Origin of the sequence: Microcystis wesenbergii NRERC-220 (assembly GCF_032027425.1) — a bacterium.
Lineage (GTDB): Bacteria > Cyanobacteriota > Cyanobacteriia > Cyanobacteriales > Microcystaceae > Microcystis > Microcystis wesenbergii_A.
Map to the genome: position 1 here is coordinate 3,636,378 of NZ_JAVSJA010000001.1, position 12,709 is coordinate 3,649,086.

A 12,709-nucleotide genomic window follows, 5' to 3' on the forward strand; every position below is an offset into this window, starting at 1 on the left:
AGAAGCTAAATCCTTGATTCTTAATAGTTGTTGAGAAACTTTCCGCCTACTATCGCAATTATCCGATAATATGGGCAACAGCGAGTTAGTCTATTCAGTCTGTTAAAATTGACCCCCGTTGGTCCTATTCGCCCACTGTCTAACCTTAATGATGAGGATCAGTTAATATGGAATCAATGCAACCCACCGAGACCAAAAATCCGATTAGAACGGATTTACCCGGGTCTCTGAGCAAACCCAGCAGCAGCAGCACCGAACAGATTTGGTCTGAATATGTAGAACCAGTTTGGGATTCGGTGATGTCCTATCTGGCTAACGTCCCCGATTATATCGGTAGTTTCTTCTCTGGATACAAAAAACCTTTAATCGTTCTGGGGGCAATTTTGGCGAGTTTTGTCACCGTGAAAGTTACCCTAGCGGTTTTAGATGCGATCGATGATATTCCCCTCCTTGCTCCTATCCTACAATTAGTTGGGATCGTTTACACTGGTTGGTTTGTCTGGCGCTATCTGCTCAAAGATGAAAATCGTCGCGAGTTATTAGCCGAAATTGATGCACTAAAAGCGCAAGTTTTTGGCAGTCACAATAATCCTTTATAGAATCAAGCATAGATAACCCAGGAGTTGAGCGGAAACACTCAACTCTTTTGTTTTTGCACAACAGTAAAGATTGAGGCAGTTAGGTAAATAGACCAGATAGCCATTCTCTGGTTCTTCTAACTGTATATCCCTCTTCTGTCACTCTAGGGAACGGGAAAACAGAAATGACAGGGGAAAACGGATGTCAACAGAGAATTTATCAATCGATTAAGTTGAGTATGAGGGCTTTTCTCTCTATTCTAACTCTCCTCCTCTGACAGAAGAGGAATATCTAAGAGCTAATTTCACGACCGAGGTACTCAAGCTTCTCTAGAACAGATTGAAGCAAAGATCGCCGCTGCTCGACGACAATATCTAAGTTAGCCAACATATACTTTACGTCTTTATAAGCATTGTCCAGCAAGGCAAGTAATAATTCGCGATCGCCTGCGATGTCTTGTTGCGATGGGGCGCGAGTCCGTTGGGGTAATAAGTCCGCTGGTGGGGAAGGAGGGGAGGGCGATCGCTCGGACTCTAGCTGTTGAATCGTTTGTTGTAAATTTTCAATCACCCCATACATTTCCATCGGGTCAAAAACCCTTAACAGACTGGTTTGTGTAACAATGCCCAACCCCCGCCCCCAGTTCCAAGAAACCACCAAACGCCCCACCCGCCGTTTTTGCATTTCCTGATGGGCCGTCCACAGGGAATCCTCGGGGTTGAGGAGAAATAACGGCGTACTCATCACCGTCTGGGCCCTAGTTTTGTGCAGATCGATTTGAACTGCTTGAAACTGGACAAGATCTCGCTCTGTCACAATACCAACCGGGTAGTCATTGTCCTCGTAATTTCTCTGGGTGATCACCACACAACTGACACGATGTTCCGCCATTAACTGGGCCAATTGCAAGACTGTGGCGGTGAGTGGGGCCTGTACCACTTGAGTGGTCATCACATCCGATACGCGACGAAACCGCAACAGATTGGCCGGACGCAATATCTGGCGAATACTTTCATGGGAGATCACCCCGACCAACTGTCCTTGGTCATCGACAATCGGCAAATGGCGAATTCGGTAGCGACGAAACAAAAACAGGGCGGCAAAAATGTCTTGAGCAGATTGCTGGGGCAAGGTGATCAGGGGATGTATCATCACATCGGCAACGGTTGTCTCGGACAGGTTAATCCCTTGAGCGGTGAGTCGCACCACATCCCGTTCTGTCAAAATTCCTAATAACTCTTGCCCTTGCACCACCAGCAGACAGCTAACACGCGCTTCTCCGGCCGGAGGAGCTAGAGGGGATAGGTCATCGGTGAGTAAACACAGACGGCTATGGGCCTGACCGATCATGGCGATCGCATCTGCCAGAGAAGTGGTTGGCGGCACCGTCAAGGGTTGGCGATCGATCGCTTTTTCCAGATCGGGGGCCCAACTCAGAGGTGTGTCGAGGGACATCAGCACCATCCTGCAATCGCAAAGGCCAAGATAGACAGAACAGCCACTGGGAAAAGAACCCAGACTCTCAGAGTTGCCAAAATCCTTTCTAAAACTATCTCAAAATGTAGCGTCATGTAACTTTTTCTAGAAAGATGTAACGTTTTGTTACAATTTTTATTAAACTCGTAAAGATTTTAGACCCACTTCGGTGTATCATAGAGGGATGTAACAGGTTAAACCCTAAAACTTTTTATTTAGGGGTCATTCAGCCTCTAATGGTTTTAGGGGCGGCATCACCAGACGCTGGGGTGAGTACTTCTGGGTTCTGGTCGGCCTGAAGGGTTACTCCGGAAATTCTGGACACCTTTCCATAAAGTCGATCCAGCACCCGCTTTACGGAAATACGCTGCCATGGTAGACCGCGTTTGGTGGTGTAGCCCTGTTCATTAAGCCAATCGGCGATCTTCTGCAAGGATTTCCCCGATTTGTGATGACGGCGAATCAGTTCAATGACCCGGCACTCTTCCGGATCATCCACTAATTCCCCATCGATCGATCGTTGTCCAAAGGCAGGGGAGCCGTAGCCCGCATAACCACCGTTGCTTGCTTTTGCTTGTCTGCCTTGTTCTAGCCGCTCCCAGGCAGATAAATCGTTTGAAGGGGTCGCTGTCATAGGGGATGTCAATGCAATAACTTGCAAAACCATATTACCGTAACTTAACGTCGCAAATTTGTTTTGATTGGGAGCAGCCGATGACGACTTACAAAGTAAAACCCCCCCATGAGCAGGGACTAGATGTCACCATCGATGTCTGGGACGACCAAACTATATACGATACCCCAAGGAGGCGGACATTGACTTATGCCATTTTGCTTTACTCATAGCCCTGGACTCCCAAACCCTTTCGCTTTCTGGGAGAAAGTTAAAGGGGCTAAGGCCAAGCATTTTTAGATGAGGAGCGGGTCAAGGCTGAATTTATATTGTAAAACGCACCGAGAAGAGAATTTGTCCTAAGTTACACAGCATCAATCTGGAGATATAAACATGGGTACGGCTACATTTATTCAAGATGAAACTGAATTTGATTCCCTCTTAAAGAGTGAATCCCTGTTGGTGGTAGATTGCACGGCAACCTGGTGTGGCCCTTGCAAACTGGTGGCGCCGTTGATCGATCGATTGGCCGATGACTATCGCGATCGCGCCAAAGTCTTCAAACTTGACCTAGACAGTAACAAACCCGTGGCCAAACGCTTTGGGATTAGAAGTATTCCGGCGGTCATGGTATTTAAACAGGGGAAATTGATAGAAACATTAGTTGGGGTTAAACCCTATGAAGAATTTACGGCTGCGGTAGAACGACAATTATAGTCTTCCACCGTGAACGAACACTCTGGGCAAACGTCCGACGTTGACCCTTTCCTTCTCACATCACTATTCAATTTTGAGGTATGGCGATGAACAAGCTTATAGAAATTCGGTGTCCCAACTGTGGCAGCGTAGCTCAACGACTCTTGAGCGATCGCCTGCCCGCAGGATATAAGTGTCCGGCCCGGCAGGTTGCTCAGACGGAATGCCCAGTGTGTGATTATTTCATCGCCATGTGTTGGCAAAACGGCGCTGTGCTGGAGGCCTATGCTCCCGGCACTCAGGGGAGCACAGCTGCGGCCATGCCGCCCCAGCCCCAACCAGCGATCGCCCATTGGCCCTGGTCATCTCTATTAACAGTGGCCCTCAGCCCACAAGAGTCTAGGAAATTGCTATCGGGGCAACCCTAGTCAACTTTTGCTTTTATACCAGTCCTTTCATTTAACAAAACCATCCAACTCCTATGCTGCAAGCTCAAGAAATTATGACCCAAAACGTTGTCACCATTCGTGGTTCGGCAACGGTTGCCGATGCCGTGAAATTGATGAAAGAAAAACAACTGCGGGGATTGATTGTCGAACCGCGCCATGAACAGGACCCTTATGGAATTGTCACTGAAACCGACATCGTTTACAAAGTGGCGGCCTTTGGCCACGATCCTAAAACTATGCGGGTTTACGAAATTATGGTTAAGCCCTGTGTGGTCGTCAATCCCGAACTGGGGGTGGAATATGTGGCTCGGTTATTTGCTCAAACCCGCATTCGCCGCGCCCCCGTGATTCAGGGCAAAACTTTGCTGGGCATTATTTCTGTCAGTGATATTCTCTTCAAGAGCGATTTTGTCGAAAAGCCAAAGCGGTTGTTCATTGAAGATGAAATTGAAGCGGCCCGGGAAGACGCGCGGACAATTTGTGCGGCCAAGGGTGAAACCTCTCCCGATTGCGCTGCGGCCTGGGATGTGGTTGAGGAACTCCAGGCGGAAGCCTCCCATCAACGGGCCAAAAAACAAGGGAATAACTCACTCCAGTCCTACTGCGAGGCTAATCCCGATGCCTTAGAGTGCCGCATTTATGAGGATTAAATCCTTGCGGGTTTTGGCAGAATCGATCGCCTTTAGGGTGACTTCTGCCCTTAATGCGCTTAGGTTAACTTCAAAGCCGCCTGTCATACTAAATCCGTTGAGTATATGCTACTTATAAGGACAGGCACTCATGCAAGAGGCACTCATGCAAAAGGGGGAATAAATAATCAGTTTTTAATAACCGGATTTAGTATCAGTTACTGAAAAATCAAGGGCAATGTTTTCTTCATTGCTGTGTATGCTGCCTAGTCATGGTTTCGATCTCCGCCGTGAATAGCTTTTGCTTGTCAATGTAAGGATTTGCTTTGATAGCCCTGACATTTGGCAGCTTCCAAGCGTATCGGTGGGGTTGCCAATCTCCCACTATACGCTCCAATTTTAGAATCGAAAAGATTAAAAGAAAATGACTTAAATAATATTCGATTATTTGTCGAGCCTTTCGGTTACTTGAATCGCTTAAAAGCTTGGCTCTGTGTTTTCTTTACTCCTCGATTAATTAACTATTTTTCTTTTCTATATACTCAACTTAATCGATTGATAAATTCTCTGTTGGCATCCGTTTTTCCCTGTCATTTCTGTTTTCCCGTTCCCTAGAGTGACGGAAAAGGGATATTCTGACTGCTGCCTTCCCAAAACGAAAACTTTGTACCTCACCACTAAGATAACTGCTATAGCTTAACACCATAGTTCGGAAACCCGTACCGATCGAGCAGTTGTCAGGGGGCCTTGTATTTCGGTAAATTAGCACTCGGAAGGTAAGAGTGCTAATCTGGAAAAGACACTTACCCAAATACAAGAGAAAAGGAGGATATTCCATGGCTGCAGTCAGCATCAACGTAACTACTGTTAAACCCCTAGGCGATCGAGTTTTCGTTAAAGTTAGCCCCAGCGAAGAAAGAACCGCCGGTGGCATTTTTCTTCCCGATGCCGCTAAAGAAAAACCCCAAATCGGGGAAGTCGTGACCGTCGGCACTGGCAAACGCAACGATGACGGCAGCCGTACCCCTGTGGAAGTGGGTGTGGGTGACAAAGTTCTCTACTCCAAATATGCCGGAACCGATATCAAACTTGGTGGCGAAGAATACGTTCTCCTCTCCGAAAAAGACATTCTCGCCGTCGTTTCCTAATCATCTACCCTTGAAAACCCCTATTTTGCACGAATAACGATACATTATGGCTAAATCTATTATCTACAACGAAGATGCTCGTCGCGCCTTAGAAAAAGGCATGGATCTTCTGGCCGAAGCGGTGGCCGTCACCCTTGGCCCCAAAGGTCGTAACGTCGTCCTCGAAAAGAAATTTGGCGCGCCCCAAATCGTCAATGATGGCATCACCATCGCTAAAGAAATCGAACTGGAAGACCATATCGAGAACACCGGTGTGGCTTTAATTCGCCAAGCCGCATCAAAAACCAACGATGTAGCGGGGGATGGTACAACTACCGCCACCGTTCTCGCCCATGCTATCGTTAAAGAAGGTTTACGCAACGTCGCCGCCGGTGCTAACCCGATTTCTCTGAAAAAAGGGATCGATAAAGCTGCCGATTTCCTCGTCAGTCAAATCGCCAAACACGCGAAACCCGTAGAAGACTCCAAAGCGATCGCACAAGTGGGTGCTATCTCTGCCGGTAACGATGATGAAGTCGGTCAAATGATCGCCTCGGCCATGGATAAAGTCGGCAAAGAAGGCGTAATTTCCCTAGAAGAAGGGAAATCGATGACCACCGAACTAGAAATCACCGAAGGGATGCGTTTTGACAAAGGTTATATCTCTCCCTACTTTGTCACCGACACCGAACGCATGGAATGCGTTTTTGAGGATCCCGCTATTCTGATTACCGACAAAAAAATCGGTTTAGTACAGGATTTGGTTCCTATTCTCGAACAAGTGGCCCGTCAAGGTAAACCCCTAGTAATTATCGCCGAAGACATTGAAAAAGAAGCTTTGGCAACCCTAGTGGTTAACCGTCTGCGCGGTGTTCTTAACGTCACTGCGGTGAAAGCCCCTGGATTTGGCGATCGCAGAAAAGCGATGTTAGAAGATATCGCCGTCTTAACCGGTGGTCAAGTCATTAGCGAAGATGCGGGTTTAAAACTGGAAACCACCAAAATTGACAGCTTAGGTACGGCCCGTCGTATCACTATGAACAAAGATACCACCACCATCGTCGCCGAAGGCAACGACGTGGCAGTGAAAACCCGTTGTGAGCAAATTCGCCGTCAAATCGAGGAAACCGATTCTTCCTACGATAAAGAAAAACTGCAAGAACGTCTGGCTAAATTAGCCGGGGGTGTGGCAGTGATTAAAGTCGGCGCCGCTACCGAAACGGAAATGAAAGACCGCAAATTGCGCCTAGAAGACGCAATTAACGCCACTAAAGCAGCCGTAGAAGAAGGTATCGTCCCCGGGGGTGGTACTACTTTAGCTCACCTCGCTCCCCAATTGGAAACCTGGGCCAAAGAAACCCTACACCATGAAGAATTAACCGGCGCTTTAATCGTTTCTCGCGCCATTGCTGCCCCCTTAAAACGGATCGCTGAAAATGCCGGCCAAAACGGTGCAGTTATTGCCGAACGGGTGAAAGAAAAGCCCTTTAATGTCGGTTATAATGCCGCTACCGGTGAGTTCTCCGATATGTTTGAGGCGGGTATCGTTGACCCCGCTAAAGTGACTCGTTCTGCCCTACAAAATGCCGCTTCTATCGCCGGTATGGTTTTAACTACCGAGTGTATTGTGGTGGATAAACCGGAAAAAGAAAAATCCGCTCCTCCCGCCGGCGGTGGTGACTTCGACTATTAATAATTAGTCTGTTTTTTCTTGACTCGATCGCAATTAAGCGATCGAGTTTTTTTTTATAAAAAAACATCACTTCGGGTTAATATCGTCACCCCAACCCCTAGCAGGGGTAGGGTTGATTCATGAATCAACCCTACCTTGAATCAACCCTACTAGCAGGGGGGGCGAGGGAGATTCGGCTAATCTAAGAATAAGCGGTTTAAATACGTCTTAGCTTACTTGATTCATGAATGAACTCTCATAGTAGCTTGATTCATCAATCAAGCTACAAAGCACGACGTTTTAAAAAATTTTCAGGTAAGTTGCCGTAGGAGTGAAACCCAACCACCGAGTATCTTACTCCCCTCTCCCTACAGGAATCCCACTTGGCACGACCAGAAACTGCCCGATGTTGCATACCACTTTCTAGCCATTTTGTCAACATTCTATAGAATTAAATATCATACCAGACGGTAAATGATAACAAAATCTAATCAATAGTTGAAAAGAAGAGACGGCTGCGATAGGCTAATCTACATAATTTCTTAACTTTTTTAGAGATCATGAAAACCTTATCTAGGTCTTTGGTGTTGGCGGGCATTAGTAGTTCGCTTGTACTGATGGGGGGGGGTAAACCCTGTCCGCGCGGCGGTTCTGATCGGGAATCTCCCGCCAACGGATGATAATTCGTCCACTCCGATTACCACCAATGAGATAAAAGCGCTCGCCTTTACCCTACCCGCGGGTAACAATTACAGCCTCGACAACGTGATCCTGCGACTCGAGAACTACGGGAGTGGAGATGTTCCTCTCGTCCAGATCCGCAATGATGTCGGGGGTAGCGATCCGGGCAGTACCGTCCTCGCCAGTTTCACCAATCCCACCCCTCAAGGAGTGGGAGTCTTTAACTACACCTTCACTCCCACTGGCCCCCTCACGTTTACCGCCGGTACTAAATACTGGTTATACGTTACCGTTACCAGTGGAAGTTTCGACTGGCGCGGCTCTAGTCCTAACAAAACCCCGACGGGCATCGCCACGCCATCGGGAGCCCAGGTTAGTAATAACAGTGGAGGGAGTTTCAATAACAGTACCACTTTAAACAGTTTCCAGATCAACGCGACCGAGATAACCGGTCCGGTGGCCAGCACTCCCGAACCCAGTGCGATCGCCGCGTTGTCCCTGTTCGGATTGGGTTTACTGGGGGTTAAAGGTCGTCGGAACGAGGGATAAGTTGCCGGTGGTTGGGTTTCACTCTGTTCAACCCAACCACCGAGGATCTATGTCGGGTTCCGTTCCCTCAACCCGACCTACGAATTTACTATACTAATTTTTCCGTGATATTTGTCAGGATAATTTCTAGGGAATCGGTGACGGGGGATTGACTCATGAATTTCGGGGAATATTCGATCGCCTAGTAATATTGTACGCTAATGATCAGCAATGGCAGAGATGCTTGATTTTTCGCACCGCCACCCCCCAAGGGTTTGGGATAGGGGTGTAAGATGCCCGCTACGAATACAGAAAAATGGTATTAAATACTTCCTTTCCCTGGGTGAAATCACACAAGTTTTTATATAAAGGTTGTATCATAGTCAGAGTCAATGACATTGTTGCGATTGCTTTCCGCTTCTAATCTAGACTGTATTGGGATTGGTCAAAGCTAATTGCAATAGTGATCTTTTACAGTCAATGGTTTTTTAAGTCCTTTAGTACACTATGTCTATCCTCAATCAAGAAAATCTTAAGCTGGCAACCCTCACCCTGTTCCAAGAATACCAAAAAACAGGGGATAATAAGTTACGGGATCGGATTATGGAGTTAAATTTAGGATTAGTCAGAAAGGAAGCTCATCATTGGGTCAATCAATGCCATGAAAATTACGAAGATTTAGTGCAGGTTGGCTGTATGGGATTAATTCGGGCGATTAAGCGTTTTGACAGCAGCAAAGGTAATGCCTTTAGTTCTTTCGCTATTCCCTATATTCGCGGCGAAATTCAACACTATCTGCGGGATAAAGGTTACACAGTTCGTATTCCTCGCCGTTGGTTAGATTTAGGCAGACAAGCGACAAATGTGCGTCGGCATTTCCAAACTGTTCACAATCGTCAACCCAACGATACGGAAATCTCCCGCGCTTTAAATATTTCCCTCGCAGAATGGCAAGAGGTAAAACTGGCTTTCCAAAACCGTGAACCTCTTAGTCTCGATGTGACGGTTAATAACGATGAAGATAATAATACCTGCTTAAAAGACCTCATTCCCGATCCCCATTATCGCAGCTTTCAACTATGTCAAGAGGATCGCATTCGTTTACAACAGGCACTCGCTCAATTAGAAGACAAAACCCGTCATATTCTCGAATTTGTCTTCCTTAAAGATCTTACTCAACGGGAAACCGCCGAACAATTAGGCATTAGTGTCGTTACCGTCTCCCGTCGGGTGAAAAAAGGTTTAGAAATTCTCAAGGAAACCATGACTCAAGAAGTATTTTAAGAAAATTATCGGTTCTCAACCCTTAAAATCTCCAAAAATCAGAAAAATGATCAAAACACACCTCAAAAACTTAATTTTTTGCATCTATATCTTAAAAACAACATTATTAGGAGTGGTATGATCCCAGCTTATCTTTGCCCAAATAGCAAGTAATTTAAAACCCCAGCTAAATATTCATACTGCTCGATCGAATTATAGTAGTGAGCAGAAATTCTCACAATCAATGATGCTTCTCCCCAAGCAATTATCGGCACTTCAATCTGATATTTTTCCCAGAGTTGCCTAGATAAATCTTCAGCTGCCCAAGAATAATGAGGAATTAGAATCGAAGACATCGATCCGATCATTGATTCTGGACAGGGATAATTGACCTGCAAGGCATGACAAAGCAAATTTCTGGCTTTTAAAACCAAATTACGATTCCTCGCCATCAGACCCAGTAAACCATGAATAGAGAGAGAATTTAAAAACTCGATCGCTTTTGGCACTGATAAATAAGCGGTGGGATCATCGGTTCCCATCCAAGCAAATTCTAACTGAAAACGGGAGCGATCTTGTCGAGGGGAATTCGCTCCATGGCTAATAGTTAAAGGTCGAATTATTGCCTGTTTATCCCTGCGCACATAGAGAAAAGCAGCCCCCTTGGCACTACATAACCACTTATGACAATTAGCAGTATAATAGGTGGGATTAATTGCCCCGATATTAAGGGGTAAAAAACCTAAAGCATGAGCGCCATCGATGAGAGTATCAATACCCTGATTATTTAATTCTTGCACAATTTCTGCGATTGGCCAAATTAAGGCCGTGGGACTGGTGACATGATCTAAAACTACTAATTTTGTCCGGGGAGAAACTGATGCTAAAATTGCTTGACTAATTTCTAAAGGAGACTGCACAGGAAAGGGAATTTTAGCGATAATTACCTTTAAACCCCATCTTTTAGCTATATGTTTAACTGCATTAGCACAAGCATTATAGGTTTGATCGGTGATCAGAATTTCCTCATTTTCCTGAAAAGTTAAGGAATTTAACACCGCATTCACTGCTGTGGTTGCATTGGGAACAAAGACTAAATCATCGCTATTTACACTGACTAAATCCGCTAATTTTTGCCTAGCAATATCTAATAAACCCTCTAATTCTCTCCCCAAAAATGCTAAAGGTTGCCTTTCCATTCGTTCCCGCAATTGTTGCTGATAATCCAAGACTATTCTAGGGGTTGCACCATAGGAACCATGGTTGAGAAAATAAATATTATCGGGAATTAACCAAGAATTTTTAGACATATTGAATTAATTTGATTTTATTCAAAACTAGAAAAAATAGCTGAAAAATTGCCTATTGTATTCAGAGACTGAATAGCTAGTATATTTATGATATAACCACCCATTTTAGATTAATCTCCGATGGGTTGAAAACGTTCGTATTCATCTTCGGGAGATTGATATTTTCCCGTTTTCACTTTCTGTTGGATTAGATGCTCTTGTTGTGGGGTAAGATGTACGTTCATAGGTATTATGACCATCTACTGAGAAAATCAACTTTATCTTAATTTTAAGCTAAATATCGACAAAAAAAGCTCTCCAGGAAAAAGGAGAGGGGAGAGAACGAGTTAGAAAAAATTATTAATGTAACCATCCTTTCAGACGACGCGCGACTTGAGGACGACGTAATTTTCGCATCGCTTTAGTTTGAATTTGACGTACTCGTTCGCGAGATAAATTGAACATTCCCCCCACTTCCTCTAGGGTATAGGGTTGACTGGTAGCTAAACCATAACGGAGAGAGATAACATCTTTTTCCCGTTCGGTGAGAACATCACTTAAAACTGCGAAAATTTCCTGACGCATCATCATCTCATTCATTTTATCTTCGGGAAGTTGTAGATCATCATCTTCCAACAGATCCACTAATTCCGTATCTTCTCCCTTCCCTACACGATGATTTAAAGAGAGAGATTGACGACGCAATTGTAATAATTGCCGCAATTGTTCGGGAGTCATTTCCAACGCTTCCGCGAGTTCCCGTTCATTGGGATTGCGTTGTAAATCTTGCTTGAGAATGCGCTGCGCTTTTTTGAGTTTATTGAGTTTTTCGACAATGTGAATCGGTAAACGAATTGTACGCGCATCGTTAGCAATGGTGCGGGTGATTGCTTGTCGAATCCACCAATAAGCATAGGTAGAGAATTTATAACCTTTATTGGGATCGAATTTTTCAGCCGCACGGTTGAGTCCGATCGCACCTTCTTGAATTAAATCTAGGAAAGGAACCCCGCGATTTAAATAGCGTTTAGCGATGGAAACCACCAAGCGCAAATTAGAACGAATCATCTTCCGTTTAGCTGTTCTTCCCCGATAAAGACGGTTTTCCAGTTGACGTTCATTATCTAATTGTAAAGCGATCGCCCATTCCGGTTTCGTCGGGGGACGATGTAAATTTTCTTGCAGTTTTTGGCGCACTTCTTCCGCTTCCATGAGAAACTTAACCGAGTGGGCTAATTCAATTTCTTCTTCCGCACTAAGTAGGGGATAACGGGCCATTTCTTTAAAAAATGCGCCAACAGTGTCTTCATTGCTGCCTTTATCGTATCCTGTTCCACTACCTGCAGCAGTGGTTTTTAGGGGTTCTGGTAAAGGTTCAGTCAGATCTTCGTCAGTTCTTTCCCCAAAATCCACGCTGTCCAGTTCTAAAGGATTTGTCTCCAGGGCAATGATTTGATTAAAATTATCATCGGCGGCTAGTTTAGAGATTTTCATAAGCAGTTATTGTGGTTATGGATGGAGTGGGATTATAATAGCGGGGAAAAACTCAGTTTCTCCCAATGGGATGATTGTTACATTGAATTTTCGGGGAGCAGATTTTTTAAACGTTTTCTTAATTAATGGCGGCCATTTCTGGGATATAATTACGCACTTCTGTGTCGATGGTTACAAATCGCCGCACCAGATAATCAGATTTTCTGGTAAATG

The 12,709-nt window shown here is 45.2% G+C and carries 13 protein-coding genes; 8 read left to right on the forward strand and 5 right to left on the reverse strand.

The window, feature by feature from the left end; translation table 11 throughout:
* The first annotated feature begins 167 nt into the window (after window positions 1–167).
* On the forward strand, window positions 168–599 hold the full coding sequence (locus tag RAM70_RS17685; protein WP_045358126.1) for a CAAD domain-containing protein: 432 nt from the start codon (window positions 168–170) through the stop codon (window positions 597–599).
* Between the two features lie 271 nt (window positions 600–870).
* On the opposite strand, the gene RAM70_RS17690 is transcribed toward RAM70_RS17685, so the two are convergent.
* Together RAM70_RS17690 and RAM70_RS17695 are read right to left on the reverse strand one after the other, a co-directional pair.
* Window positions 871–2,043, reverse strand: coding sequence for a CBS domain-containing protein (locus tag RAM70_RS17690; RefSeq protein WP_288001012.1), 1,173 nt, complete (start codon window positions 2,041–2,043; stop codon window positions 871–873).
* Window positions 2,044–2,281: 238 nt separating this feature from the next.
* Window positions 2,282–2,722 (reverse strand): recombinase family protein, encoded by a 441-nt coding sequence (locus RAM70_RS17695; protein ID WP_045358128.1) that lies wholly within the window; start codon window positions 2,720–2,722, stop codon window positions 2,282–2,284.
* 339 nt (window positions 2,723–3,061) lie between these two features.
* On the opposite strand from RAM70_RS17695, the gene trxA reads away from it, so the two are divergent.
* From trxA to RAM70_RS17730, 7 genes are all read left to right on the forward strand, one after another.
* The gene (gene trxA / locus RAM70_RS17700; RefSeq protein ID WP_002763751.1) at window positions 3,062–3,385 is read left to right on the forward strand and encodes a thioredoxin; all 324 of its coding nucleotides are present in this window, start codon (window positions 3,062–3,064) and stop codon (window positions 3,383–3,385) included.
* 80 nt (window positions 3,386–3,465) lie between these two features.
* Window positions 3,466–3,792 (forward strand): hypothetical protein, encoded by a 327-nt coding sequence (locus tag RAM70_RS17705; RefSeq protein WP_045358130.1) that lies wholly within the window; start codon window positions 3,466–3,468, stop codon window positions 3,790–3,792.
* A 53-nt stretch (window positions 3,793–3,845) separates the two neighbouring features.
* Window positions 3,846–4,463 carry a CP12 domain-containing protein gene (locus tag RAM70_RS17710; RefSeq protein ID WP_004162604.1) on the forward strand — a complete coding sequence of 206 codons (618 nt, stop codon included), beginning with the start codon at window positions 3,846–3,848 and terminating at the stop codon, window positions 4,461–4,463.
* 815 nt (window positions 4,464–5,278) lie between these two features.
* On the forward strand, window positions 5,279–5,590 hold the full coding sequence (groES, locus tag RAM70_RS17715) for a co-chaperone GroES (protein ID WP_312674899.1): 312 nt from the start codon (window positions 5,279–5,281) through the stop codon (window positions 5,588–5,590).
* 46 nt (window positions 5,591–5,636) lie between these two features.
* Window positions 5,637–7,262, forward strand: a complete 1,626-nt coding sequence (groL, locus tag RAM70_RS17720; protein ID WP_002804201.1) for a chaperonin GroEL — start codon at window positions 5,637–5,639, stop codon at window positions 7,260–7,262.
* Window positions 7,263–7,895: 633 nt separating this feature from the next.
* On the forward strand, window positions 7,896–8,471 hold the full coding sequence (locus tag RAM70_RS17725; RefSeq protein WP_312675949.1) for a choice-of-anchor R domain-containing protein: 576 nt from the start codon (window positions 7,896–7,898) through the stop codon (window positions 8,469–8,471).
* Between the two features lie 486 nt (window positions 8,472–8,957).
* A complete protein-coding gene (locus RAM70_RS17730; RefSeq protein WP_045358137.1) occupies window positions 8,958–9,734 on the forward strand; it encodes an RNA polymerase sigma factor SigF in 777 nt (258 codons plus the stop codon).
* 128 nt (window positions 9,735–9,862) lie between these two features.
* On the opposite strand, the gene RAM70_RS17735 is transcribed toward RAM70_RS17730, so the two are convergent.
* The 3 genes from RAM70_RS17735 to RAM70_RS17740 form a co-directional block, all read right to left on the reverse strand.
* On the reverse strand, window positions 9,863–11,023 hold the full coding sequence (locus RAM70_RS17735) for an aminotransferase class V-fold PLP-dependent enzyme (RefSeq protein ID WP_312674902.1): 1,161 nt from the start codon (window positions 11,021–11,023) through the stop codon (window positions 9,863–9,865).
* A gap of 110 nt (window positions 11,024–11,133) precedes the next feature.
* Window positions 11,134–11,247, reverse strand: a complete 114-nt coding sequence (locus tag RAM70_RS23020) for a ribbon-helix-helix domain-containing protein (RefSeq protein WP_367401692.1) — start codon at window positions 11,245–11,247, stop codon at window positions 11,134–11,136.
* Between the two features lie 115 nt (window positions 11,248–11,362).
* Entirely contained in the window at window positions 11,363–12,496 is a 1,134-nt protein-coding gene (locus RAM70_RS17740; protein WP_312674903.1) for an RNA polymerase sigma factor, RpoD/SigA family, read from the reverse strand.
* Between the last annotated feature and the right edge of the window lie 213 nt (window positions 12,497–12,709).

What these genes read in the sequence shown, in the direction of transcription:
- RAM70_RS17685 (WP_045358126.1), top strand. Translation starts at nt 168, where the DNA reads ATGGAATCAATGCAACCCACCGAGACCAAAAATCCGATTAGAACGGAT.
- RAM70_RS17690 (WP_288001012.1), bottom strand. Translation starts at nt 2,043, where the DNA reads ATGGTGCTGATGTCCCTCGACACACCTCTGAGTTGGGCCCCCGATCTG.
- RAM70_RS17695 (WP_045358128.1), bottom strand. Translation starts at nt 2,722, where the DNA reads ATGGTTTTGCAAGTTATTGCATTGACATCCCCTATGACAGCGACCCCT.
- trxA (WP_002763751.1), top strand. Translation starts at nt 3,062, where the DNA reads ATGGGTACGGCTACATTTATTCAAGATGAAACTGAATTTGATTCCCTC.
- RAM70_RS17705 (WP_045358130.1), top strand. Translation starts at nt 3,466, where the DNA reads ATGGCGATGAACAAGCTTATAGAAATTCGGTGTCCCAACTGTGGCAGC.
- RAM70_RS17710 (WP_004162604.1), top strand. Translation starts at nt 3,846, where the DNA reads ATGCTGCAAGCTCAAGAAATTATGACCCAAAACGTTGTCACCATTCGT.
- groES (WP_312674899.1), top strand. Translation starts at nt 5,279, where the DNA reads ATGGCTGCAGTCAGCATCAACGTAACTACTGTTAAACCCCTAGGCGAT.
- groL (WP_002804201.1), top strand. Translation starts at nt 5,637, where the DNA reads ATGGCTAAATCTATTATCTACAACGAAGATGCTCGTCGCGCCTTAGAA.
- RAM70_RS17730 (WP_045358137.1), top strand. Translation starts at nt 8,958, where the DNA reads ATGTCTATCCTCAATCAAGAAAATCTTAAGCTGGCAACCCTCACCCTG.
- RAM70_RS17735 (WP_312674902.1), bottom strand. Translation starts at nt 11,023, where the DNA reads ATGTCTAAAAATTCTTGGTTAATTCCCGATAATATTTATTTTCTCAAC.
- RAM70_RS23020 (WP_367401692.1), bottom strand. Translation starts at nt 11,247, where the DNA reads ATGAACGTACATCTTACCCCACAACAAGAGCATCTAATCCAACAGAAA.
- RAM70_RS17740 (WP_312674903.1), bottom strand. Translation starts at nt 12,496, where the DNA reads ATGAAAATCTCTAAACTAGCCGCCGATGATAATTTTAATCAAATCATT.